Origin of the sequence: Oscillatoria sp. FACHB-1407 (assembly GCF_014697545.1) — a bacterium.
Taxonomy (GTDB): Bacteria; Cyanobacteriota; Cyanobacteriia; order Elainellales; family Elainellaceae; genus FACHB-1407.
In genome coordinates, this window is sequence record NZ_JACJSA010000008.1 from 234,969 (window position 1) to 258,226 (window position 23,258).

Below are 23,258 nucleotides of genomic sequence, written 5' to 3' on the forward strand. Positions count from 1 at the left end.
CAGTCAGATCTGAGGGGTTACGTCCGTCTCAGGAATCAAATCAGCATAGGTCATTAATCAATCAGCATGGGTACATCTTGAGTACATCTATAGTGCGTTATGCCGCACTCATGACAGCCTACGCGATCGCCCTTTATCCCTTCTCCTTCATCCCTTATCCCTCATCCTTTATCCTTCATCCTTCATCCTTTATCCTTTATCCTTTCCTTTTTCTCTCTTCTTTCTTCTCTCTTCTCTCTTCTCTCTTCTCTCTTCCTTCTTCCCTCTCATCCCGCCCATAGCCCCTGAGCAAATCGCACCGAAAGGCTTCCCATGAGAATGCCAAAAAAGACCATCGTGGCATAGCCCCAACGAGGATAACGACTGAGCAACAGCCCCAGCGCGATCGCCAACGTCACCACTCCAAAAGCATAGCGTTCCGCCGAAGTGGTTCTGCCGGTGCTGAGGATGATCAACCAGCTAAAAACACCATAGGTCAGTGCCACTCGACCCAAATCACGCCGGGTGTGCCACAGCAAGTAAGCTCCGCCAAATACCATGACCAGATTGACCAGAATGGAGCCTCCAAGCAACCACAGAGCCAATGCCACCAGGCAAAATCCATATCCCGTTTTGGGCGAGCCAAGTCGATGGCGTGTTCTCCAGAGCACGACTGCCAGAGCCAACAAAATCAGCAACGCGATCGGATACCAGGGATCAACGATTCTGCCTTCATCCTGGTTAGCAGGTCCAATTAGAACCTCCATGAAACGGCTGAGCCATACTGCCCCATGAAACGCCTGATCATCCGATTGCCACCCTCGCTGAGCAAGGACAAAGGCGAATGGTTGCCCAAACCGCACCCCGCAATAGAGCGTATAAAGCAGCAATCCCATACTGCTAGCAATGGCAGTGATATAGGCGATCGCAGTTCGTCGTTCGCGCCAAGCCACCCACAAAAACGTGGGGATCAGAGCAACTCCCGGTGGACGAATGGCAGTGGTCAATGCACCCCAAAACGCTGCCCAGCCATACAGTTGCTTCTCAAAGGATCGCAACGCCAACGTACTGCACAGCAGAAACAAGCCTTCGGTGTAGATCACCGTGCCAAACAGCGAAAACGGACACCAGGCTAAAGCAGCGGTTGCCCAACGTGCGATCGCCTGATGATGCTCCTCCCGCACCCAGCAGTAAAGGATAACCAGCGCACCCCAAAAGGCAACATTATTGATCAGAGTGCCTGCCACCTCAAAGGGCAAACCGAGTTCCATGGCTACTTTGATCAGGAGGGGAAACAACGGAAAAAAAGCGACGTTGTACCCCTCACCATCATTTTGAAACTGGTAGCCAAAGGTCACGATCGTGTCGTAGATACGACTGTCCCAACGTGAAAAGATTTCCCAACTGGCGATCGCCGCTTCTCCCCCCTCTGGAGTCGGTAATGCTGGAGCAATCACCAACAAACACAGCAAGATCACCAAACGACTGGATAACCACATCACCGTGGCAAAGCGAAACGCCTCCTGCCAGGGCAATTGAGCCTGATTTGGCGTAGGTGAATCGAAGGCTTGATCGGTCACACGTAATGGCTGAGATAAAGACGATAAAGTGCCCCCACCGTCTGAGGAGCAGCAAGGGAAACCATTCCCCAGTTAGGGACACACAGCCCCCACGCTCCTACCTCGGAACATGACTTAAAGAACAACCTTAAGCAAACCGAGTCGGTGAGAATTGAGCCATAATATCATCCGCCTGTCCCGCCAGAAAGCGAGCATAACGACGGGCTAGCGGTGGCAAGACAGCAAAGGGGCTGCTAAATCCCGAAAAAATATGAACCCCTTCAACGGAGGGTAGTGCCCCAATCAGCGGTAGATGATCCCCTGTAAATGCGACCAGACAATGCCCCCAGGCTCCCGGCACATGTTGCAGCTTCGGCAGAATGCGCCCAACTTGCGTGCGAATCTCTAACTCACTTTGGGCTGCATCTGCTATGGCATAGGGGTCGGTCAACACACGGCTAATCTGCCCCATTCGCACACGCCCATCGCAAAACTGGATCGCTCCCGCATCCAAAATCGGTGGAGCAATTTCGTGTCCAGGTGTGTCCCACAGCGAATCAATGTCTGGTTGCCCGGCGATCGCCTCTAGCTGAAACCGCTTCAACTCCGCTGCCATGACAATGGTTCGCAGTTGTATCTCCAGTGGTGGAGTCTCCACTAATTCGGCTTGGGTAAAGCAACACCGCACCGGGATGTTGACTGCTTGCAACAGCGATCGACTCAGACCACCCGCACTCACTACAACATTGGCAGCAGCATAGGAACCCTCAGAGGTGACGACCCCAGTTACACGATCGCCTGTTTTGATAAATCCCGTTACCTCAGCCGTGTCGATCGCACCTCCCAAACGCAGCATTCCCTGCACATAGGCTTTGGTGATCAACTCTGGCTCTACATGCCCATGGCGACCATGCAGCGCAGCCGCGATCGCACCAGGGTCTAACAATGGCTCCAGTTCACAAGCCGCTTCAGCCGAAATCAACACCGGGGGAATGGCACAACCTGCATATGCTGCTGCGAGCGCGGCTGGATCAGCATCCGAGTCGATGGTCAGCACCAGGTCTAACTCTCGAAACTGAATATCCGCCTCCAACTCAGCAGACAGGTTGCGATATAACTCCATGGCTTCCTGACAGATTAGCCGCGTCAGGTCTGTCGTCGCTGACCAGTAGGCGATGCCGCCATAGCTATAGCGTGTCGCGTTCTGTGGCACTGCCTGCTGTTCTAGCAGCACGACCGAAAACCCAGCCCTGGCTAACTCATATCCTAACGCTGCTCCGGCAAAACCCCCTCCTACCACAATCCAATCGGCTGTCTTCATTCGCTCAATCCTGCATTTGCAATCACAGCATCCACTTCAATTTCTACTAACATATCGGCTGTCGCCAGACGACTCACCTCTACTAGCGTATTGGCTGGACGAATTTCGCTAAAAAAGTCATGGTGTGCGCGAGTGCTCTGTTGCCACTCATCCATGTTGGTGAGGTAAACGCGAGTTCGCACCACATCCTTTAACGTCGCCCCAACGGATTGTAGAGAAGCCTCAATCTTGCGATAAATATAGGTCGCCTGCCCGTACACATCGCCAGGATGTTGAATTTGCCCATTAGTATCGGCAGCGGTAGTGCCTGAAACATAGACAAATGGACCCACCCGCACCACTCGTGAATAGCCTGCGATCGCCTCCCACGGGGTGCCCGTCGAAACTAATTTGCGCTCCATACTCTCTTTGCTGCTGTCATCTGGCACCAATCTTACTCCGACCTACCAGACTAAACAAATTTGGCAGCTCACAATGGCAAGTTCGTTACAAACCTTGGGTACAATAATCGGGATCATCAAGGGTGTGACCAAGCAAACTCACATCTATCTCCGGACAGAAAAATATGAGTAGAAAAAACCCTTCAGCCAATAATCACTCCCAGCGTTTGTTCTTGTTCGTTGGAATTTGTAGCATTCTTGGAGTCGTGCTTGGAGGTACAGCCAGTCATGCTGAAATGCAACAATGTCTGACGGCTGAAACCCCTTCTAATGAATGCTTGACACAAGACCCAACCATTAAGGTTGTTGAAGGCATGAGTGGGGGTCTGGTTGCCGGAGCCGGAGCCGCGATCGCTGTTACCTGGCAATCCTGGCAGAAGAAATAACCCAAAAGCCGTTTAAGCAGGGCGACGAGTCAGCAAGCCCCAGAAGAAGATCAGCGTAATCGCACCGATGACCGCGAGGGCAATGCTGGGAATGGTGAAAGCACCAACAGTCCCACCGACCGCAATTCCGAGCAAGGCTTTTCCTAAGTAGCCTCCCAAAATCGCGCCCAAAATGCCTAATCCAGTCGTTGCCCAAATGCCACCCCCCTGCTTGCCGGGGTAAATTAGTTTCGCAACCGCACCTGCAACAAAGCCTAATAAAATCCAAGCAACAACTCCGCCCATTCACTCCTCCCGGAAGGTGATCCAGCGACTGGCTGGATTGTGCGTACACATTACCACTTCAACTTAGTAGGATGCCTCTACCCAATGGAGTAGAGGCATACAGGGCTAGAAGAGCAGACGCGATGAATCGCGTCTCTCTCGGCAGGACTCCAATTCAATGTCGTCATGGTTTTGGCGATCGCCACAGGTGATGTGATCAGCGATAACCTTACCCCTCTACTCCTCCACTCTCTATTCCCCACCTTCTCTTGGTCGAACCACAGGCGCAGAGATCACACCTTTTTCCTCCAACACCTGGGCTGCCCGCAAAACCAACGCCTCATTATAAGGAGCGGCGATAATCTGCACTCCCAGGGGCAAGCCACCCGCTTGTTGAATCGGCACAGACACAATCGGCAAGCCAATGAAGGACAACGGTTGAGTAAATAGCCCCAGGTTTGGGCGATTGAGCACTTCAACCCCATCGATCACAATCGTTTGTTGACCAATCAACGGAGACGGACAGGGCGTTGTCGGTGCCAGAATCAAATCAACCGTTTGAAATACTTCCCGGACGCGATCGCGGAACCAGCGACGAAACCGCTGCGCTTGCAAATACCAGGTCGTCGGCACCATAGCTCCCGCTAAAAAGCGATCGCGGGTTGCAGGGTCAAAATCCTGCGGTCGGGCTTTGAGATTGTCAAAGTGCAGATTGCTCCCCTCACAGGTGGTGATCACATAGGCTGCGGCTCGTGCTCGATGCGCTTCTGGCAGCGTGACTCGCTGCGTTGCTCCCAGAGCTTGAGCCACCTTTTCAACGGCTGCCCATACCTCTGGTTGTGCGCCTTTCGCAAAGTAATCATCGGCGATCGCAATCCTGAGTCCCTCAATGCCCTGATGGAGTTGGGGCAAGCAGAAGTCGGGAGAGCGAGTTGTGCAGATCGGATCAAGGGGATCAGCCCCCTGCATCACATCAAAGGACAATGCCAGATCGCGCACTGATCGGGCAAAAGGGCCAACGTGATCTAAACTGCCGACAAACAGGCAGACCCCCGCACGAGACAACCGCCCATAGGTCGGCTTTAACCCTAAAATGCCGCAGAGAGAAGCAGGCACTCGAATTGACCCGTTGGTATCTGACCCCAAGCTGAGCGGCACCAACCCTCCAGCAACCGCAGCGGCAGATCCCCCTGAGGAGCCTCCGGCAATGCGACTCAAGTCGTGGGGGTTGTGCGTGGGACCGTAGTGGCTGTTTTCCGTCACAAATCCGTAGGCATACTCATCCATGTTGAGTGCGCCCACCAGCACCGCCCCTGCCCGTTTGAGGGCAGCCACGACAGTTGCATCCTGGGTTGCAGGGGGGTGTTCTCGATTGATCTTGGAGCCTGCCAGAGTGGGCAAACCTGCCACATCAAACAGGTTTTTGACCGCAAAGGGAACTCCTGCCAGAGGACCAACCTCCTGCCCTGCGGCGATCGCCCCATCTACCCTGACCGCATCTGCGATCGCCTGCTCTGCCAACACATCAGTAAAGCTGTTAAGAGCTTTGTCGTCAGTCGCAATTCGGTCGAGAGAGGCGCGAACAATACTTTCAGCACTGACTTCACCCGATCGAACTGCCGTGGCGATCGCGGTGGCATCTGCTTGATCAAACTCTAGCGTCATGGTTCAAAATCGGGGCGAAAGGTAGGGGCAACTTCAACGTCAGGTAACGGAAAATCGAGCACGAGTTGGGCGATCGCGGCAGTTCGGGCGACATTATCGACAACACCGGGCTTATACTCTGGAGCGATCGGCAAATCCAGCACGAGTGCCATTTGTTCGACGTAGCTCTCAAAATTCAGGATCTTTTCTGTCATACCGTTTTCAAACGTCTTCTCCAAATTCTAGTGGGTCATGGCATCCATTCTTTGCAAATCTGCATTGGCGATCGCTTCATTCCACAGGACATTTCCTCAATCTCGCACTGAAACTTTTGTAAAAACGTGTTCTTTTTTACTTAAAGCAGGCATTAGCTAATCGTCCTAAAATTGAAACACTGATAATTTCGTCCCATACAATTTGGATTTTGAAATGGAATCATTTCTGCTAATAGCCAGCATTATTTTGTTAGTGACAACCGGGTTTTATGCCTGGTTCACTTACAACATCTTGAAGGAACTGCGTCAAGAAAATAACCTGTATAGAAACCTCATTGAAAAACAGTTAAGACTATCAACTGTTCCTCATATTCACTGCGATATGAAGCCTGATTTTCAGGCAAATAATGTCAAGTTAGAACTTTATAACTTAGGAAATGTTCCGGCATACGATCTCCAAGTTTGTGTGATCGGAGCTTACACCGAAGAGAATATGGATATTCCTACCTTCATGCGAACGTTTATCCAACCCCGATTTCGCAAATATCCACTCCAGGTTGATAAGGTTGGTTACTACGGTATTCGCAGCAGTATGCGTCATCCATTACTGCCGTTTCAACAGCGATTAGCACTGCCTTTAAACCTACCTGCCCCTCCAGTTGATGTCTATGCTTTGCTGCAATATCGAGAGATTTCGGGTGGCAATTATTATCAGGTTTATTGCTTTTCAGACTTAGATGAGCAGGGCAATTACAAAGCAAATATTCTGGAACCCTCAAAACAGGAACCTCTAGAACGATTTCACTTTTATGACACGGATGATATCAACCTTGCAACGAATGAAAAAGTCTTACCGTATCATGTGCGAGACTTTATTGATTTGTGGAACCATTCTCTCTCGTATCGTTTGACGATCTTTTTTGCAGGGGAAACAACCAATCCTCAGGAGGCTAGCGGAACCTGAGCGATTGCAATATTTTATAGCTTTGGTCAGAAAGCTTAAGACAACGGCAACGGCTCAAGCCCTAATTCTGGGGAGGCTGCCTGACTCGCCTCCGCCGCATCGAATGTGGCTATGGCTATAGATGACGGATTTTAGATTTTGGATTCTGACTTCAATCTAAAATCCGAGATCTAAAATCCAGAATGGGTTGTCCCTAGTCTGCCTGGCGTTCCACCAGGGCTTCCATGGTGCTGCTGAGATAGTGCCCTGACATCACACTGCTGGACAGGCAATATTTGTTCTCACCCAACTGGTGCAGAGTTTCAAAGCCACTTCGACGTTGGCGATCGCCCAGTACCCAGTAGCGTTGCACAATAGATTCGGGAGCAATCCAGCCTTCGCCTTCCACCCGCCCCAGTTGGCTATGTTGCAGCACAAAGGTATATTGTCGTTCGCCTCCATTAAAGCGACCCCGATATTGGAAGGCAATTTCTTCCCGCTCGGTGCCAGGAAACATCAGCTTTGTCACCATGGTGTACCAATTGTCACGACTCCAGGCAATTAAAATTGCCCCTTTGACCGCAATTGGCATTGCATCCCGGTCGAGCCAGCTTCCTTGAAGTGTCCAACGTCCTGCTTCCAGCAAAAAAGTGTGAGACACAGTACTAATCCTCGTACGTTTGTCCTGGGTGGTGTTCGTGCTGTCCTGAATGGCAATTCATGTTACCACGCAGGCTTTGTTGCACCAGGTGAATTTCCCCTAGAGTTACCGCTTTCTTTGCCCCAGTCACCTCCGGGAGATTACCGGGAATGTCCTGCATCCGCCAATATGCCAACACTGCAAAGGCGATCGCTTCTTTAAAGTCTGCATTCAAGCCCACATCATCGGTTGTGCAGACAGGAATTAACTCCAGATTAGCTTGTATTCGCTGTTTCAAATAGAGATTATGACTGCCGCCCCCACAAATCAAGACCTGATCGGGCAACTTCGGCAAAAATTGATAATAGCTTTGAGCAATTGAAGCCGCTGTTAACTCCGTCAGAGTTGCCAGAATATCCGCCGGAGAAAGGTTGTAACTCGCTGCATCACGCAGGCATTGATGGAAGTAATCGAGGCTAAACAGTTCTCGTCCTGTCGATTTAGGAGGTGGTATTTGGAAGAAGTCTTGCTGCAACCATTGCTGCACGAGCGGTTGACAGGGGATGCCGCTGGCTGCCCAGGCTCCATCCTGATCGTAGGTCTGCGCTCCGTTGGAGAGATGTTGCACTGCCAGATCCAATAGCGTGTTTCCCGGTCCGGTGTCCCAACCCAGGATTGAGGGAGTTTGAACAGCCGACTGGGGTGCATTGCGGGCAGGCAAGTAAGTGACGTTGCCGATACCGCCGATATTTTGCACACACCGATCGAGCGTGTCATGTCCTAACACCCACTTATCTAGCGCAGACACCAGTGGAGCACCCTGCCCACCAGCAGCAATGTCAGCCACCCGAAAATTGCTGACGGTGGTGATCCCGGTGCGATGGGCGATCGCCTCTCCCCGTCCCAGTTGCAGGCTGTAGCCCAGCGTCTCCACCACGTTATCGGCATAGCGGCTTGTCGCGGGAGGTCGATGATAGACCGTTTGCCCATGAGAGCCGATCAGTTCAGCGGTTGGGTGCCCTTGCTGAATGGCGATCGCAGCTTGAGCGAATTGTTCTGCGATCGCATCATCCAGCGCAGCAAACTCTGCCATGGAGAGGGATCCGTCGGCAATCACGGACACAATGCGCGATCGCAACTCTGGCGGATAGGGATAGGTTGCACCCGCCACCAACTCCACGCGCAGATCGGTCGTTGTGCCAGAGAGCCTGACCAGAGCAGCATCAATCCCATCTACCGACGTACCACTAATTAAACCGATGACTAACATGGGCAAGAAATGTGAGGAACTGAGATCCCATGCTAAAGGAGAAAGGGTTCATTCAGTAGAGAGTAAAAGGGTTAGATATTTAACCTGAGTTTGGGATAAGGATCTTGGCGGTTAAAACCGCGCTACAAGCGCAAAACCGACCTGCATCAGTTCGGCAAACCTTGACCTTCTGTAGTCCGTGCAGGCGGACTTCGCTCCCATAGCCACGAATTGATTCGCCAGGTGTTTAACCCGAATTGACGTTATTTAGCCAGCAAGCTTAGGAGATAGGACTTACGCACTTGAGGCCTAAAACTTCGATCCCCCCTAGCCCCCCTTAAAAAGGGGGAATTCCGGAAGCCCCCTTCTAAGGGGGTTTGGGGGATCTAACTGCGTAAGTCCTGGAAGATTTCTGAGAAAGAATCTACCCGTCGTTTTTTTGGTAGGGGCGTTTCGCGAAACGCCCTTACAGGTATTTTGTTTCCTGGAAATCCCCTTAGGATCGCGAATTTATTGAGGTGTAATTCCTGGCGTAGGGGGGTGGCATTCGGTCAAAAGCCTTTGCCATCGTTTCAGAACCCTCTGCCGAATGCCGCGCCCGTACAGGGGGTTGCCGTTTTTCAGGTTATTTAATTCACGATCCTTAGGACAATGGCAATGGGTCAAACCCGGATTCCAGGGGAGCTTTCCGACTCCTCCACCCTCCCACTCCCCGGTAAACTCAAAGATGACGTATCGCAGTCTTTTTTAACCGCATGACATCAACCCTACAGCAACAGATCCGCGACTTTTACGATGCCTCATCCGGGCTATGGGAACAGATCTGGGGTGAGCATATGCACCACGGATATTACGGAGTTGATGGGCGCGATCGCAAAGAGCGACGACAGGCGCAGATCGACCTGATTGAGGAATTGCTGGCATGGGGTGGAGTGCAACAGGCAAGCCGCATTCTCGATGTGGGCTGTGGCATTGGGGGCAGTTCCCTTTATTTAGCTGATCGGTTCAACGCCGATGTCACGGGCATCACCCTCAGCCCGGTGCAAGCCCAACGCGCCACGGAACGGGCACAAGCTGCCGGATTGAGCCAACGTACCCGATTTCAAGTGGCAGATGCGCTGGAGATGCCCTTTCCAGATCAGTCCTTTGACCTGATTTGGTCGCTGGAGAGTGGCGAACACATGCCCGATAAAGTGAAGTTTTTAGCGGAGTGCGATCGCGTCTTGAAGCCTGGAGGGCTGCTGTTAATAGCAACCTGGTGTCATCGCCCGACAACGCCTCCGGCCGCACCACTCACTGCCGATGAGCAGCAACATCTGGCTGACATTTATCGGGTCTACTGCCTGCCCTACGTCATTTCGCTGCCAGAGTATGAGGCGATCGCCCACCAACTGTCGCTGCAAAACATTCGCACCGATGACTGGTCAACGGCTGTCGCCCCCTTCTGGAATGTTGTGATCGACTCTGCCATTACTCCAAGAGCAATATTTGGTTTGCTGCAATCGGGTTGGACGACGATTCAAGCGGCACTGTCTCTGGGCTTGATGCAACGGGGCTATCAACGGGGTTTAATTCGCTTTGGGGTGTTGAGCGGCATCAAACCAGACTAGCCTCTGGGCAGAGGCTTATCCCTTGAGCCAAGATAGGGGCAGTTTAGCCACACCAGGACGATGCCCCAATTCCCATCCCTGCGCTATCTGCTCCTCGCAGTTTTGATGATGGTTGCCGTTGTCGGATGCAATTTGGCAAGCGGGCCTCCCTTTCCCACCTCGTCTGCCCGTCCAACACCGGAAGTCCAACAGAGCGATACCCCAAACCAGGCGATCGCCGCTGTTGATTCGACGGGTGGGCAAGCGGGCATCTTCACCGATCCAGCGGGTTTGATTCGGGTGGAGCCATTGCCCATCGACCCTGCCCTGCGCAACGAGTGGACTCCTGAATTGGAGGAGGGCTTCTGGCAACGGGCAAATCAAGTCATTCAACACTTTGCTAACCGGGGCTACGGCAATACACACGGAGAGAACGAGAAGCGATCGTATCCCTTTGCGATGTATGACTTTTTAGCAGGGAACCGCGAACAGGCGTTGGAATTTTTGCAAAGTGAGGACAACCAGGGAGAGGAGCACGAACACACCGAAGGAATTGACTACTACTTCTCCTTTACGCTGAAGGGACAAATTCGCAAATATTTCTTCTTTGGGCAGTGGCTCGATCCCGATTACCGGGAACGCATGTTTGCAGGGGCAAAACGCTGGACAGCCGAAGACCCCACTACTCGTCCCCACCCGCTCTATGGCGAGGGTAGTGGCGAAGGCAACGAGTGGACCGTGCAACGACGGGGCTATTGGGTCGATCGCCGCAACACAGACAACCTGCGAGCCATGCGAGAGGTCGCCGTTTATCTAATGGCAGAAGAAACGGGCAATGAAGCCACACGCGATCGCTACAAAGAAAAGCTACAACGCTATGTCTGGGCACTCTACAACATCGGCATGGGCGAGTGGGATTCAGAAACCTATCATGGACATACCTTTGCGGCGTATCTCAATCTCTATGACTTTGCCAAAGATCCAGAGGTAAAACGCCTGGGTAAAGCGGCTCTCGATTGGCTCTCGGCTTCCGCTGCATTGAAGTATTATCACGGCGGTTGGGGCGCACCCAGCAAACGAGATGATGGTGGCGGAAATGTAGTGCTGCAAGCAGACGCCGCCCGTTTCTTCTGGATTTATTTTGGTGACACGCCTGCCCCCAACGAATCGCCAGAACGAGACATCATTCATGCCATCACCAGTGCCTATCGTCCGCCACTGGCAGTCATGGCGTTAGCTCATAAACAGTTCGATCGCCCGGTGGAATTGATCAATACCAAACCCACCTACGAGAACTGGAAACCCGGCGGTGAGGATGCCCCCGTTTATTGGGAGACACTGTTTTTGGGGCATACCTACCAGATGGGCAGCGTCGTCTCCTCCTTTGCTGATGGGGATGTTGGTTCATTCAGGCTCATGGCAGACAACAGCGATCGCGGTGTTGATTGCTTTGTGGTCAATACTGGCGATGAGTGGGTTGAGTCTGGCAAACGCGAAGGCGATCAGATTGGGCAATTCCGCAACTCCCTGATCTGGCTCAGCCCTGCGGTGGGTCAACCCTTTGCCTTTCAACTTCCCAAAACGGCTCAGACCGAAATTGACAGTGATATCTGGTTCTTTCAACTGGAGGACACCTGGTTAGCCCTGCATCCGATTAACCTTCAGCCCTATCAATCGGTCGAACCCAATGAAGACCAGCAGGAAGACTATCCCAACGAGCAGGGGTTGAAATCTAGAGCACAGGGCAATGGCTATGCCGGGTTTGTCTTAGAAGTGGGAGAACCTCAATCTCATCGCAGTTATGCCGACTTTAAGCGATCGATTAAAAACCGCAGTCGCCTCAATTTGAGTGCCCTCAATCAAGGAAACGTGACTTACACCAACAGCACTAGGGAAACATTAGAGCTAACCTACAACCGGGAAAATGACTTGCCTACCGTGACTCGCAATGGCGATCGCTACGATTGGGCATCTCACTATGACCTGTATCGTCCAACCGAAGGAGACCTCATTTCACTGGGCTGGAAACAGGGCACCTTGCGCGTCAACACGGGTGGACACCGCTTTGAAACCACAGTCGGGGGCGATCGTCTGGTTCGCTAACGGCGGCAGAACGGCTTCTGGCTTGAACCTCTAGACTCCGGGCTTCTTTGGGTGAGAGCAGAAATCTCTGTCATTCCTTAAAGGAAGCCGGGGATTGAATGGCAACCCACTATACTGGCGAATATATTCCTGCCAAGATAATTAATCTCCTGAGAGATCATCCTCCTCGTACAGACGCGATTAATCGCGTCTCTGCAAACTCTTTCTGCCCTTTTCCATGACTCCCAATTCCCCTAACCCTGAACCCCTCAGCGTCTTCATCTCCTACTCCCACAAAGATGAAAACCTGAAAGATGAACTTGTTGTGCATTTGGCAAACCTGAAGCGTCAGGGCAAGATTCGCGCATGGCAAGACCGTGACATCGAAGCGGGAGCCGAATGGGACGCCGAGATCAAACAGCAACTCGAAGCCGCTGAAGTGATTTTGCTGTTAATCACTCCCCGTTTTCTGGCTTCAGACTATTGCTACGACAAAGAGATGCAACGGGCAATTCAACGCCACGACGCAGGCACCGCACGAGTGATCCCCATCATTCTCAAACCCTGCGACTGGCAGGATAGCCTCTTCAGCAAATTGCAGGTCGTACCCAAAGATGCCAAACCTGTCACGAAATGGGATGACCAGGACGAAGCCTTTCTGGATGTCGTCAAAGGGATTCGTCGTGCGGTGGAGTCCCTTCAAGCAAAAAAGCCTCTGGGGGAAACGCCTGATTCACCCACCGTTTCCCCTTCTGCTACCAATACACGTACGGACGCGATCGCCCATCCCATCGGTACGGACGCGATCAATTTTCACGGCGCAGGTACGGACGCGATTAATCGCGTCCCTGCCAATCCAATTAATCGCGTCCCTGCCAATCCAATTTTCTCCACCTACAATCCCACCACCTTTACCGGACGCGACGCTGAAATCGCCCATCTCACCCAAATTCTGCAAAACGGTTGCCGTCTGGTGTTGATTCACGGCATGACTGGAATCGGCAAAACTGCCCTTGCCGAACGGTTAGCGGTTAATTTTGTTCAACCCTCCACCCGCTACAGTCAGGTGATTCTCGATCGCGGCGTATCCTCCAGCGACTTCACCAGGGGTGCGCTGGCGATTTTGGCAAAACTGGGAGACGACACCGCCCAACAATTGCCCGACGAGCAACTGTTGCCCCATCTGCTCAAAAACCTGGAGCAGCAACCCTGCTGGCTGCAACTCGACTCCCTGGAATATCTGCTCTGCCAAAACGACCAGGGGGAATTTCATTTTGCGGATGCCACCTGGTTAGACTTCCTGGAGCAATTTCTTACTCGCACCTCTGCGTCCCGCCTCATTCTCACCTCTCAGGCATTGCCGACAGACTGGGGCGATCGCGCCTTTCGCCTCGACAACCTCTGGCAGGAATACGCCCTGCGCGGTCTGGACAAATCGCAGCGCATCGACCTGTTTCGGCACTATGGCGTGACCCCACAAACTGACGTTGATAGCGATCATCTCTGTGCGATCGCCGACTACTTTGATGGGCATCCCCTGATCCTCAAAATGATTGCCGGGGATATTCAAAAGCGTCCCTTTAACGGCAATATAGACAAATATTGGCGCGACTATTATCAACAACGCCAAACCCAAACCCGGTTAAAGCTGCACCAGAGCCAGGAAGAGCGGGCGCGGCAGTGGGTGAGACAAACCCTGGAGCAACTGCCCGACCTGCCTCGGCAAATGTTGCAACGGGGTGCGGTGTTTCGACGTGCGGTGCCAGAAAGCTTTTATCCCGCGATGTTGCCTAACATCCCTGACTCAGAGAGCAGCACTGCGCTCACGGTGCTCAAATCGCGCAACCTGGTAGAAGACACTGACCTGATTAACGGCGAATTGTGGGTGCAACAACACAACCTGATTCGGGAGATTGCTCTGGCTCAACTCAAAACTGACACTGCCATCTGGGAAGCAGCGGAACGTCAAGCGGCTCACCTCTGGCTGACGGCTTACACTCCTGCCCCTGATGCCCCAAACTTGGAAACGGTGCGCGGTTACCTGGAGGCATTTGACCATTATTGTGAGATTGCCGATTGGGATACGGCTTGTTCGGTTCTAGATATTCAGATCGACTCGCCTACACAAGAACCACTCCACTGGCAGCTAGAAACCTGGGGATACTACAAAGAAGAAATTCGACTTTATGAGAAGGTAGTTGGAAAAACTTTGCCTGACCGGGATATCCTCTGGTCTCGAGGATTTGGACTTGCGTACTCTGGACTTGGTAACTATTCTTCCGCCGCTCAGTACCATCAACAAAGCTTGAAACTAGCGCGGAGTAATGGTGATAGAAGCAGCGAAGCAAAAGCCTTAGGCAATCTGGGGGGTGCGTACTACAATCTGGGGCAGTACGAACGGGCAATCGATTTCCATCAGCAACACCTGACCATTGCGCGGGAGATTAGCGATCGCCAGAGTGAAGGCAATGCTCTGGGCAATCTGGGGAATGCGTACCACAGTCTGGGAGACTATGAGCGGGCGATCGACTACCATCAGCAATATCTGACCATTGCATGGGAGATTGGCGATCGCCAGAGTGAAGGCAATGCTCTGGGCAATCTGGGGCTTGCGTACTACAGTCTGGGAAACTATGAGCGGGCGATCGACTTCCATCAGCAATGTCTAACCATTTTGCGAGAGATTGGCGATCGCGCTGGTGAAAGCAAAGCTCTGGGCAATCTGGGGCTTGCGTACTACAGTCTGGGAAACTATGAGCGGGCGATCGACTTCCATCAGCAAGCCTTGGCTATTAGTCGGGAGATTGGCGATCGCCAATGGGAAGGTATGAGCCTGAGCAATCTGGGACTTGCGTACCACGGTCTGGGAAACTATGAGCGGGCGATTGACCTCTATCAGCAATCCCTGACCATTGCGCGGGAGATTGGCGATCGCCGGGGTGAAGGCAATGCTCTGGGTAATCTAGGGCTTGCGTACTACGGTCTGGGAAACTATGAGCGGGCGATTGACTACCATCAGCAATATCTGACCATTGCATGGGAGATTGGTAATCGCCTGGGTGAAGGGACTGCTCTCGTCAATATGGGAGCGGCACAACTAAAGCTAGAGCAGCATTCAGAATCGTTAGCCAACAACCGAGCGGCATTGGAGATTTTTCGAGAAATTGGTGGTCGAGAGGGAGAAGCTGAATCTCTCAAGAATTTAGCAGAGGTGCATCAGGCGTTGGGTAAGATCGAGGTGGCGCGAGAGTTTTGTCAGCAGGCGTTGGCGTTGGCGACGGAGTTGAGCATTCCCCTCAAGGCAGAGTGTGAGACGCTGATGCAGTCCTTAGGGGGTGGGGATGCCTCCTGAAGATTGCGAGTCTCCCTATTTTGAAGTTGTCACCCCATTGGGGGTCTGCATTCGCACTACTCCCGCATACTGGGAGAAGATAATCACCTTCAAGCATCCCACTATGGCAGGGCAAGAAGAGGCTGTCCAACAAACCTTGCGAGAGCCTTCAGAAATTCGGCAGAGCCAGAGTGATCCCGATGTATACCTTTACTACAAGCCTGATCCACCCTACTTCATCTGTGTCGTTGCTCGGCACCTGAATGGAGATGGATTTATCATTACTACCTATCGCACTAACCGCATCAAAATTGGAGCATCCCTATGGACAGCCTAAAAATTTATTACGACGCAGTTGGTAAAACTCTAACGGTGTGGTTTGACGATCCCACTCAAGAGCATGTCGCAGAGGAAACTGAAGAAGAAGTTATTCTCATCAAAAATCATGCTGGGAAAGTCATCGGGTTTGAGCGGCTGAACTACACACCTATCAATGCGGAAAATTTATACGTTGAGTTGCTAAAGGTTTAACCGACTTTATGGCGCAAGTAAAAGTTTTCTATGAACCAGAGACGGAATTACTGACTGTATTCTGGCAAGGTCCCGGCAAAGAGCAAATCAGTACTGAGTTGGGGGATGGAGTTATCCTGATTAAGGACTCAAGAACTGGAGAACCGATTGGTGTAGAAATCTTGTCATACCATCCGGGAGATAGCCGTTTTGATGCCGTCAGCGTCGAACTGGGACAGCTGGGTTCTGCTCAATAACGATATTGGCAGGAGGAATCGGATGAACGTTAAATACGATGCAGAAGCAGACATTCTTATTTTTATCTTCCGCAATACGTTTCCGGTGAATGCGATTTCTGAGCCTGGAGGCGTGATTATCAGCTATAACGAAGCCGATGAACCCGTCAGCATTGAATTTCTCAACGCTTCTAAACGTCAATTAGTGAATCCTCAAAATCTCAATTTAACGATCACCACGTAGTTGAAGAATATGAGTTCCAATATTCAACAGCCCTTACAGGTCAATTCAACATTGTCAACGCTTTTGACAGAGCTAGGAGAAGAATGCGAGAAAGTGGTCTTCCTGCTGAGTCAATTAAAGCTAGCCACATTAACTGATGATCAAAAAGGCGACATTCTGGCTGAACTCGTAGGCTCGGTTACTCACCTTCATGTCCATACTGAGAACCTTCCGGAATCGATAGAAGATGAAATTCTGATGCTTCCTGATGAACCAGATGACGAAGATTAGAAAGGCACAAGGCTGACAGAGAAGTTGAAGGACATGATTTCCAGCATTAGGCGTTGACGAGGGAGTTGGGCATTCCCCTCAAGGCGGAGTGTGAGACGCTGATGCAACAAATTGAGGCAGAGGAGGGTTCGTAGTCCGCGAAGGCGGACTTTGCCTCTGTAGGCGCGGTTTTAACCGCCTGCCAATCAAAATTGGGCTACTACCCGGCGAATGAATTCGCGGCTACCCGAACGAAGTCCGCCTGCGCGGACTGGTCGATGGAGATGTCGTTGCAACCGCACCAAATTTGTTGTGATTGCCTGGCGAATAAATTCGCGGCTACCCGAACGAAGTCCGCCTGCGCGGACTGGGAAGAATAGAAGCATGAGGCAAAATTTTACGCAGTTGTACGTGCATCTCGTTTGGGCAACGTGGGATCGATCGCCCCTGATTACACTCGATATTCAGGAGCCTCTCTACAACGTGATGGTCTACGAGTGTCAGCAGATGGGATGTCATGTGATTGCGATCGGTGGCATTGAGGATCATGTGCATCTGCTGGTTGGGTTTCCTGCAACTGTGGCGATCGCCTCTCTCGTTCAACAAATCAAAGGCAGTTCATCCCACAGCGTTGCATATCAAATCAAGCCAAATACCTTTTTCAAATGGCAGGGAGGCTACGCGGCATTGACGGTTAATTCACAAGATTTGAACTCTGTTGCTACCTACATTCAACATCAGGCAGATCATCACCACAAACAAACGCACGTTTTATCGTGGGAACTTCCTTAACCTCAATTCTCTTAGTCCGCGACGGCGGACTTCGCCCTGATAGCCGCGACTTTAGTCGCCAGTTCATCAGCATAGCCAGCGAATTCATGCGCCAGGTTGGAAAATTCTTGCTACAGGAACAAAACCGACCTGCGTCGGTTCGACAAACCCTCAATTCCCTAGTCCGCGACGGCGGACTTTGCCCTAATAGCTGCGAATTCATTCGCCAGGTTAGAAAATTCTTCCAAGCATCAGGTGTTGCACGAGACACCGATCGCTCGGTTGCCCTCGCCCCACGAAAAGAGCTAGCGTAGGGTTGGGAGTACATAACCTGAACCTTTTGGATTCAGGTCGTATTGCATTCATCCTTTTGCGTTAACCCCTTAACTCTTCGGTTCTAAAGGGGTGTCGATCGCCACCGTTTTCTCAATCCCATTTGTAGAAGGGGATTCGAGACATAGGGGCGATCGCTTCATAACCAAAACATGGGGTGATCTCTCCCAAATTGAATTCAACTAGCTTTTATGTCTAGAACAACACTGATTAATTTATTTCGTCACGCTTTCAAACTAAATCAAATTTCAAACCGTTCCAATCGTCCCATTTCAGACATTGAACCACTCTTACAGCAAACCTTCTCTCGGCGGCGAGTGCTACAAACAGGGATGGCGTTTGCCGGGTTGATGGGGTTGCGTCCCGGACTGGGAGTGCCGATCGCCACCTTTAACAATGACTCTAAAGTGTTGGTCGTCGGGGCAGGAATTTCTGGACTCACCGCTGCCTATCGTCTGCGTCAGGCAGGGGTACCTGTTGATATTGTGGAAGCCTCCGGGCGCGTCGGAGGTCGGTTACGCAGCTTCAAAGTTGATACCCACAGCCCCAGCAGCATTGTGGAATTGGGGGGCGAATTCATCGATACTCGCCATACGGCAGTGCGATCGCTTGCGGCTGAATTGGGTTTAGAGTTAGCTGACCTGAAAGCCGCTGATGTCGGGCTAGAGCCAGAGATTTTGTATTTCCAGGGCAACCGGGTCAGTCGCGATCGCATCATTGAGGAGTTTGCCCCTCTAGCTCAGCGCATCGTTCAAGACCTGGAAACGCTGGGAACGCGCGACATTACCTACCAGGCTCCCAGTCCCCACGCGATTCAACTCGATCGCCTCTCCCTAACGGAATACCTGGATGCGGCTGACATCAGCCCTGTGATCAACCAACTCGTAAAGGTGGCTTACGTCACGGAATATGGGCGCGATGCCGACTCCCAATCCTGCCTCAATATGCTGTTTCTGATCGGCACCGAGTTGGGCAAGTGGGATACCTACGGAGTCAGTGATGAGCGGTGGCATGTGGTGGGTGGCAACGACCAGATCCCCCGTACGTTGGCACAGAATTTGAATGGGGCGATCGAAACGGGAGTCGCGTTAGAGTCCATTCGTCCTGCGCCAGATGGGCGATATCGCGTCAGCCTGCGCCAGGGAAGCAGCAGTGTTGAGCGCACCTATGAGCGAATTTTGCTCACCGTTCCCTTTAGTGTGTTGCGCTTTGTGGATCTGGGCGTGGAGATGCCTCCAGTGAAGCGACAGGCGATCGCCGAACTGGGTTACGGCACCAGCAGCAAACTAGCAACTCCTTACCGCGAGCGGATCTGGCGCACTCGCTACGGTTCGACCGTCAGCATCTACACCGACCTCGACTTCCAAAACACCTGGGAAAGTGCCCGTTATTCCGAAGGCACAGGCGGATGGCTCACTGACTTGCGGGGTGGCACAGAGGGAGTCAGACTCAGCGGCGGTAGCCCGGAAAGCCATGCTCAGAGGTTAGCGGCAAATCTGGAGCCTCTATTCCCCGGCATTAGCCGCGTGCAACGGGGTCAAGCCCTCCGTGCGGTGTGGTCTGCTGAACCCTACGCCTTTGGGTCGTATTCCTGCTATTTGCCGGGTCAATGGACAACTCTAGCAGGTTCGGAGGGCGAGCGCGTCGGCAATATCTGGTTTGCCGGAGAACATTGCTCCCTCGGTTCTCAGGGCTACATGAATGGAGCCTGCGAGACGGCTGAAGCCGCTGCTGCTAGCATCTTGCAGGATATGAATGTGAAAGTCGCGTGAGACACATGCGCTAACACTTAAGGTGCGAATGTTGGGGTCAATGGTGAATTGTCAGGACTCCCATTGACCATTGACCCCGAACAAGCAAGGATTGACTAGAACAATTTCCATGCATCGCGTTCGACATGACCAATTCATCAGGCAAAGTATATGTAGTCGGGTCTGGACCTGGCGATCCGGCTTATCTGACGGTGCGAGGGCAGCAATTACTCAGTCAGGCTGAGGTCGTGGTCTACGATGCACTGGTAGATTCAGCATTGTTGCAGCAAGTGCCCACAACTTGCGAGTTGGTGGATGTAGGCAAGCGGGGTGGGCAACCCAGTATGAAGCAACCTGAGATCGATCGCCTTCTAGTAGAGTATTGCTTGCAGGGAAAGCAGGTGGTTCGGCTCAAGAGCGGTGATCCCTTCATCTTTGGGCGCACAACCTCGGAATTGCAAGCCTTGATTGCGGCAAACTGCGACTTTGAAGTGGTGCCGGGGGTGTCTTCGGCGTTAGCGGCTCCGCTGCTGGCAGGCATTCCACTGACTGATCCCGTGATGAGCCGCTGTTTTGCCGTGCTGACGGCCCATGACCCCGATGCCCTCGATTGGGAGGCACTGGCAGGGATCGAAACCCTGGTGATTCTCATGGGGGGACAGCATTTGGTGATGATGACCCATCGCCTGATTGAACATGGGCGATCGCCCCACACCCCCATTGCCGTAATCCGCTGGGCAGGACACCCCCACCAAACCATCTGGACTGGCACTCTGGAGACGATCGCCCAGGAGACTGCCGGAGAATCCCTCTCGCCCTGCGTCATTACCATCGGCGAAGTGGTAGCATTGCGTCCTTATCTAAGGGGAGTGGGGAGTAGGGAGTAGGGATCGAAAAATTTTGACGGCAAACCCGCTCTTACCCAATCCTGTAAGGGCATTTCGCGAAACGCCCCTACCGAAACCCGATTGGAAGATTCTTACTCAGAAATCTTATTTAATTTCTATTCCTTAGACGATCGCATCTTAACAACTCGCTATCAACATGAATTCATCCCCACTCCCCACTCCCCACTCCCCACTCCCTAGCGACACAGAGCCAGTGAAGCCGCTAACGGATCAAACAGTTCTGGTGACGCGATCGCTGAGTCAATCGAGTCAATTTACGCAACTCCTGATCCAACAGGGGGCAACGGTGATCGAGATGCCCGCGTTGGAGATCGGTGCCCCTTCGAGTTGGGCAGCCTTGGATGAGGCGATCGCCCACCTCTCTCAATTCGATTGGCTGGTCTTGACATCTACAAATGGAGTGGATTCTTTTTTTGCGCGACTGGCATTAAATCACGCCGCAGAAGCTGCCCTGACCGGAGTCAAAATTGCGGTGGTGGGGCAAAAAACCGCAGCACGATTGCGGCAACACGGACGAGAACCGGACTTCATTCCTCCTGATTTTGTGGCGGATTCTCTGGTAGAAGCGTTTCCAGAAGGCGATCGCCTCTCAGGGTTAAAGCTCCTGTTTCCGCGAGTCGAGACAGGTGGACGCGAGGTGTTGGTGCAGGAGTTTACCGCCAAAGGAGCGATCGTGACCGAAGTCGCTGCCTATCAATCCTGCTGTGCTCAAACCATCTCCGCTGAAGTCTTACATGCGTTGCAACAAAATAAAGTCGATGTCGTTACCTTCGCCAGTTCCAAAACGGTGCAGTGTTTTTGGCAATTGATCCAGCAGGACATCGGATTGGTTCCTCCGGGGGTGTGCATTGCGTCGATTGGGCCTCAGACCTCAGTCGCCTGCCGACAATGGTTAGGGCGCGTAGATGTGGAGGCAGAGGAGTATACTTTGGAGGGGCTAACTCAAGCGATCGCACGCTGGGCAGCGATCACACATGGGCTATGAGTGACAACGGGCAAACTTTCGGCAAACTTCCACAGCGCATTATTGGCATTACAGGTGGCGTAGGAATGGGCAAAACTACCATTTCTAATCACCTGGCAACCATTCACCATTTACCTGTTTTAGACGCTGATCTGTATGCACGTGAGGCAGTACAACCGGGTTCAGCGGTCTATCGAGAGATTGTGGAACGTTACGGCTCAAGCATTCTGTTGCCCAACAAAACCCTGGATCGCGCTCGATTAGGAGAAATTGTGTTCAACAATTCCTCAGAGCGGCTCTGGTTAGAACAGCGCATTCACCCCTATGTGCGCGATCGCATAGAGGTAACGCTGAGAGAACTGGGAACACAGGGAGTGGCGATCGCGGTATTGGTGATTCCCCTACTCTTTGAGGCACGCATGACTGACCTGGTTAATGAAATCTGGGTTGTCTCTTGCTCTACCGAAACCCAGGTAGAGCGGCTAATGCAGCGTGATCATTTGAATCTAGAGCAAATTCATGCTCGAATTAACAGTCAAATGCCAATTGACCAAAAATTAAAGCGAGCCAATGTGGTGTTAGACAACTCATCCACTCCGGAAGCTTTACTTCACCAGGTGAATCTAGCTCTAACACGACCCCAGTCCGAGACTCAATCGCAAATGTCTACCCGTTCCTCTGTAGAAGAGTGATGGGTAGACCAACATCAGAATTGTCATACTGGCTACAAAGCTATGCCAATCTTATAGCTATGGCAATGTCAAAACGGTTAGGACGAGGGGATGTGAGGCGATGTCTCCCGTTGGAGCTACCCCTGTACCCTGCCCTGATTTGGATCGATATTGCTTAGAAATGGATGCTTCACCGTCAATCACGAGGAGATTTCATGGGCGCAACACTGCAACAGATTGCTACCTATCTTGATAATGCAGGCTGGAAATACCAAATTGATGAAGACGAAAACCGCATTCTCACAGGAGTCTATGCCGAAAACCTGGAGGACTTTTTGATTGTGGTGCAGCTTGAAGAAGATGGGGAATTTTTTGAATTGTTTGCGCCTCGAGTGCTCTCTGGCGTGAAAGACCATCCCCATAAATCAGCCATTCTGCAAGCTATGCTGAGCATCTCCTGGGAAACCAAGATGCTGCAATGGGAATACGACCCCACCGATGGTGAGATCCGCGCCATTATTGAGTTTCCGCTGGAGGACTCGATTCTCACCGAAAAGCAATTTAATCGCTGTTTACACGGGTTGGTGCAACTGGTAGATGAAATTGCCCTGCCTCGTCTTCAAGAAGTCATGGAAACGGGACAAGACCCCGGTGACATTGAGGAGGGAGAACGGCTATTACTCAAGTTGCAAGAAGAAGCTCCTGGGTTGCTGACGATGCTGGAGAAGGCAATGGAAGCCCGTAAACGGAGAGGGCGGTTTCCAGCAGGGGAAATGTAAAGAGATAGAAGGATAAAGGATGAAGGATAAGAGGGAAAAAGGAAGAGAGAAGAGAGAAAAAAGAAAAAGGAAGAGAGAAGAGGAAAAAGGAAGAGGTTAGATCCCCTGCTTCTGATACCGATTTAATGTTTGATTGTGTCAGATTACTGGGTAGGGGCGTTTCGCGAAACGCCCTTACGGAATCATGTGCAGCGAAGCCA

General features: G+C 52.0%; 24 protein-coding genes and 1 pseudogene. 17 read left to right on the plus strand and 8 right to left on the minus strand.

Features of this window, described 5'->3' with window-relative positions; translation table 11 throughout:
* Positions 1–266: 266 nt before the first annotated feature.
* The 3 genes from H6G89_RS15610 to H6G89_RS15620 all read right to left on the minus strand — a co-directional run bounded on the left by H6G89_RS15610 (position 267) and on the right by H6G89_RS15620 (position 3,287).
* On the minus strand, positions 267–1,559 hold the full coding sequence (locus H6G89_RS15610) for a mannosyltransferase family protein (RefSeq protein ID WP_309229913.1): 1,293 nt from the start codon (positions 1,557–1,559) through the stop codon (positions 267–269).
* A gap of 127 nt (positions 1,560–1,686) precedes the next feature.
* On the minus strand, positions 1,687–2,859 hold the full coding sequence (locus H6G89_RS15615) for an NAD(P)/FAD-dependent oxidoreductase (RefSeq protein WP_190507910.1): 1,173 nt from the start codon (positions 2,857–2,859) through the stop codon (positions 1,687–1,689).
* Positions 2,856–3,287 carry a RidA family protein gene (locus H6G89_RS15620; RefSeq protein WP_199336737.1) on the minus strand — a complete coding sequence of 144 codons (432 nt, stop codon included), beginning with the start codon at positions 3,285–3,287 and terminating at the stop codon, positions 2,856–2,858. The genes H6G89_RS15615 and H6G89_RS15620 overlap by 4 nt, the downstream gene beginning before the upstream one ends.
* A 137-nt stretch (positions 3,288–3,424) precedes the next feature.
* Between H6G89_RS15620 and H6G89_RS15625 the strand changes: the two genes are divergently transcribed.
* Complete coding sequence (locus H6G89_RS15625) at positions 3,425–3,685, plus strand: hypothetical protein (protein WP_190507911.1); 261 nt, start codon at positions 3,425–3,427, stop codon at positions 3,683–3,685.
* Positions 3,686–3,697: 12 nt separating this feature from the next.
* Here the strand turns inward: H6G89_RS15625 and H6G89_RS15630 are convergent, their stop codons facing one another.
* The 3 genes from H6G89_RS15630 to H6G89_RS15640 all read right to left on the minus strand — a co-directional run bounded on the left by H6G89_RS15630 (position 3,698) and on the right by H6G89_RS15640 (position 5,808).
* Positions 3,698–3,970: a GlsB/YeaQ/YmgE family stress response membrane protein gene (locus H6G89_RS15630; RefSeq protein WP_190507912.1), complete on the minus strand. Its 273-nt coding sequence runs from the start codon at positions 3,968–3,970 to the stop codon at positions 3,698–3,700.
* Positions 3,971–4,201: 231 nt separating this feature from the next.
* Positions 4,202–5,614, minus strand: a complete 1,413-nt coding sequence (locus H6G89_RS15635; protein ID WP_190507914.1) for an AtzE family amidohydrolase — start codon at positions 5,612–5,614, stop codon at positions 4,202–4,204.
* A complete protein-coding gene (locus H6G89_RS15640) occupies positions 5,611–5,808 on the minus strand; it encodes a DUF4089 domain-containing protein (RefSeq protein ID WP_190507916.1) in 198 nt (65 codons plus the stop codon). The genes H6G89_RS15635 and H6G89_RS15640 overlap by 4 nt, the downstream gene beginning before the upstream one ends.
* Before the next feature lie 214 nt (positions 5,809–6,022).
* On the opposite strand from H6G89_RS15640, the gene H6G89_RS15645 reads away from it, so the two are divergent.
* Complete coding sequence (locus tag H6G89_RS15645) at positions 6,023–6,772, plus strand: hypothetical protein (RefSeq protein ID WP_190507918.1); 750 nt, start codon at positions 6,023–6,025, stop codon at positions 6,770–6,772.
* Positions 6,773–6,965: 193 nt separating this feature from the next.
* On the opposite strand, the gene H6G89_RS15650 is transcribed toward H6G89_RS15645, so the two are convergent.
* Both H6G89_RS15650 and H6G89_RS15655 read right to left on the minus strand, forming a co-directional pair.
* Positions 6,966–7,412 (minus strand): hypothetical protein, encoded by a 447-nt coding sequence (locus tag H6G89_RS15650; protein WP_190507920.1) that lies wholly within the window; start codon positions 7,410–7,412, stop codon positions 6,966–6,968.
* Between the two features lie 4 nt (positions 7,413–7,416).
* Positions 7,417–8,661, minus strand: a complete 1,245-nt coding sequence (locus tag H6G89_RS15655) for an anhydro-N-acetylmuramic acid kinase (RefSeq protein ID WP_190507922.1) — start codon at positions 8,659–8,661, stop codon at positions 7,417–7,419.
* Positions 8,662–9,395: 734 nt separating this feature from the next.
* On the opposite strand from H6G89_RS15655, the gene H6G89_RS15660 reads away from it, so the two are divergent.
* The 15 genes and pseudogenes from H6G89_RS15660 (at position 9,396) to H6G89_RS15730 (ending at position 23,058) form a co-directional block, all read left to right on the plus strand.
* Entirely contained in the window at positions 9,396–10,250 is an 855-nt protein-coding gene (locus tag H6G89_RS15660) for a methyltransferase domain-containing protein (RefSeq protein ID WP_190507924.1), read from the plus strand.
* A 60-nt stretch (positions 10,251–10,310) separates the two neighbouring features.
* Positions 10,311–12,332, plus strand: coding sequence for a hypothetical protein (locus tag H6G89_RS15665; RefSeq protein ID WP_190507926.1), 2,022 nt, complete (start codon positions 10,311–10,313; stop codon positions 12,330–12,332).
* Positions 12,333–12,549: 217 nt separating this feature from the next.
* Positions 12,550–15,663, plus strand: a complete 3,114-nt coding sequence (locus H6G89_RS15670; RefSeq protein ID WP_190507928.1) for a tetratricopeptide repeat protein — start codon at positions 12,550–12,552, stop codon at positions 15,661–15,663.
* Positions 15,653–15,979, plus strand: coding sequence for a DUF4258 domain-containing protein (locus H6G89_RS15675; protein WP_190507933.1), 327 nt, complete (start codon positions 15,653–15,655; stop codon positions 15,977–15,979). The genes H6G89_RS15670 and H6G89_RS15675 overlap by 11 nt, the downstream gene beginning before the upstream one ends.
* On the plus strand, positions 15,967–16,173 hold the full coding sequence (locus tag H6G89_RS15680; protein ID WP_190507935.1) for a DUF2283 domain-containing protein: 207 nt from the start codon (positions 15,967–15,969) through the stop codon (positions 16,171–16,173). The genes H6G89_RS15675 and H6G89_RS15680 overlap by 13 nt, the downstream gene beginning before the upstream one ends.
* Positions 16,174–16,181: 8 nt before the next feature.
* Complete coding sequence (locus H6G89_RS15685) at positions 16,182–16,409, plus strand: hypothetical protein (protein WP_190507937.1); 228 nt, start codon at positions 16,182–16,184, stop codon at positions 16,407–16,409.
* Between the two features lie 22 nt (positions 16,410–16,431).
* Complete coding sequence (locus tag H6G89_RS15690; protein ID WP_190507940.1) at positions 16,432–16,632, plus strand: DUF2283 domain-containing protein; 201 nt, start codon at positions 16,432–16,434, stop codon at positions 16,630–16,632.
* A 9-nt stretch (positions 16,633–16,641) separates the two neighbouring features.
* Positions 16,642–16,902 carry a hypothetical protein gene (locus H6G89_RS15695; protein ID WP_190507942.1) on the plus strand — a complete coding sequence of 87 codons (261 nt, stop codon included), beginning with the start codon at positions 16,642–16,644 and terminating at the stop codon, positions 16,900–16,902.
* 210 nt (positions 16,903–17,112) lie between these two features.
* Positions 17,113–17,673, plus strand: a complete 561-nt coding sequence (gene tnpA / locus H6G89_RS15700) for an IS200/IS605 family transposase (RefSeq protein WP_242059956.1) — start codon at positions 17,113–17,115, stop codon at positions 17,671–17,673.
* Positions 17,658–17,966 carry a hypothetical protein gene (locus H6G89_RS15705; protein WP_190507944.1) on the plus strand — a complete coding sequence of 103 codons (309 nt, stop codon included), beginning with the start codon at positions 17,658–17,660 and terminating at the stop codon, positions 17,964–17,966. Before tnpA ends, H6G89_RS15705 begins: the two co-directional genes overlap by 16 nt.
* Before the next feature lie 210 nt (positions 17,967–18,176).
* Entirely contained in the window at positions 18,177–19,757 is a 1,581-nt protein-coding gene (locus H6G89_RS15710) for a flavin monoamine oxidase family protein (protein ID WP_190507952.1), read from the plus strand.
* 125 nt (positions 19,758–19,882) lie between these two features.
* Positions 19,883–20,599: pseudogene (gene cobA, locus H6G89_RS15715) on the plus strand (uroporphyrinogen-III C-methyltransferase); the annotation flags it as partial.
* 181 nt (positions 20,600–20,780) lie between these two features.
* The gene (locus H6G89_RS15720; RefSeq protein WP_190507956.1) at positions 20,781–21,629 is read left to right on the plus strand and encodes a uroporphyrinogen-III synthase; all 849 of its coding nucleotides are present in this window, start codon (positions 20,781–20,783) and stop codon (positions 21,627–21,629) included.
* A complete protein-coding gene (gene coaE, locus H6G89_RS15725) occupies positions 21,626–22,300 on the plus strand; it encodes a dephospho-CoA kinase (RefSeq protein WP_190507958.1) in 675 nt (224 codons plus the stop codon). Before H6G89_RS15720 ends, coaE begins: the two co-directional genes overlap by 4 nt.
* Positions 22,301–22,464: 164 nt before the next feature.
* Positions 22,465–23,058 (plus strand): hypothetical protein, encoded by a 594-nt coding sequence (locus H6G89_RS15730; protein WP_242059957.1) that lies wholly within the window; start codon positions 22,465–22,467, stop codon positions 23,056–23,058.
* Positions 23,059–23,258: the final 200 nt, after the last annotated feature.

Bases quoted from the DNA above. Each gene is read 5' to 3' on its own strand.
- H6G89_RS15615 (WP_190507910.1), bottom strand. From the start codon at position 2,859: ATGAAGACAGCCGATTGGATTGTGGTAGGAGGGGGTTTTGCCGGAGCA.
- H6G89_RS15670 (WP_190507928.1), top strand. From the start codon at position 12,550: ATGACTCCCAATTCCCCTAACCCTGAACCCCTCAGCGTCTTCATCTCC.
- H6G89_RS15685 (WP_190507937.1), top strand. From the start codon at position 16,182: ATGGCGCAAGTAAAAGTTTTCTATGAACCAGAGACGGAATTACTGACT.
- H6G89_RS15645 (WP_190507918.1), top strand. From the start codon at position 6,023: ATGGAATCATTTCTGCTAATAGCCAGCATTATTTTGTTAGTGACAACC.
- H6G89_RS15660 (WP_190507924.1), top strand. From the start codon at position 9,396: ATGACATCAACCCTACAGCAACAGATCCGCGACTTTTACGATGCCTCA.
- H6G89_RS15710 (WP_190507952.1), top strand. From the start codon at position 18,177: ATGTCTAGAACAACACTGATTAATTTATTTCGTCACGCTTTCAAACTA.
- H6G89_RS15730 (WP_242059957.1), top strand. From the start codon at position 22,465: ATGCTTCACCGTCAATCACGAGGAGATTTCATGGGCGCAACACTGCAA.
- H6G89_RS15690 (WP_190507940.1), top strand. From the start codon at position 16,432: ATGAACGTTAAATACGATGCAGAAGCAGACATTCTTATTTTTATCTTC.
- H6G89_RS15630 (WP_190507912.1), bottom strand. From the start codon at position 3,970: ATGGGCGGAGTTGTTGCTTGGATTTTATTAGGCTTTGTTGCAGGTGCG.
- H6G89_RS15655 (WP_190507922.1), bottom strand. From the start codon at position 8,661: ATGTTAGTCATCGGTTTAATTAGTGGTACGTCGGTAGATGGGATTGAT.
- H6G89_RS15635 (WP_190507914.1), bottom strand. From the start codon at position 5,614: ATGACGCTAGAGTTTGATCAAGCAGATGCCACCGCGATCGCCACGGCA.
- H6G89_RS15675 (WP_190507933.1), top strand. From the start codon at position 15,653: ATGCCTCCTGAAGATTGCGAGTCTCCCTATTTTGAAGTTGTCACCCCA.
- H6G89_RS15680 (WP_190507935.1), top strand. From the start codon at position 15,967: ATGGACAGCCTAAAAATTTATTACGACGCAGTTGGTAAAACTCTAACG.
- tnpA (WP_242059956.1), top strand. From the start codon at position 17,113: ATGAATTCGCGGCTACCCGAACGAAGTCCGCCTGCGCGGACTGGTCGA.
- coaE (WP_190507958.1), top strand. From the start codon at position 21,626: ATGAGTGACAACGGGCAAACTTTCGGCAAACTTCCACAGCGCATTATT.
- H6G89_RS15695 (WP_190507942.1), top strand. From the start codon at position 16,642: ATGAGTTCCAATATTCAACAGCCCTTACAGGTCAATTCAACATTGTCA.
- H6G89_RS15720 (WP_190507956.1), top strand. From the start codon at position 20,781: ATGAATTCATCCCCACTCCCCACTCCCCACTCCCCACTCCCTAGCGAC.
- H6G89_RS15640 (WP_190507916.1), bottom strand. From the start codon at position 5,808: ATGACAGAAAAGATCCTGAATTTTGAGAGCTACGTCGAACAAATGGCA.
- H6G89_RS15665 (WP_190507926.1), top strand. From the start codon at position 10,311: ATGCCCCAATTCCCATCCCTGCGCTATCTGCTCCTCGCAGTTTTGATG.
- H6G89_RS15625 (WP_190507911.1), top strand. From the start codon at position 3,425: ATGAGTAGAAAAAACCCTTCAGCCAATAATCACTCCCAGCGTTTGTTC.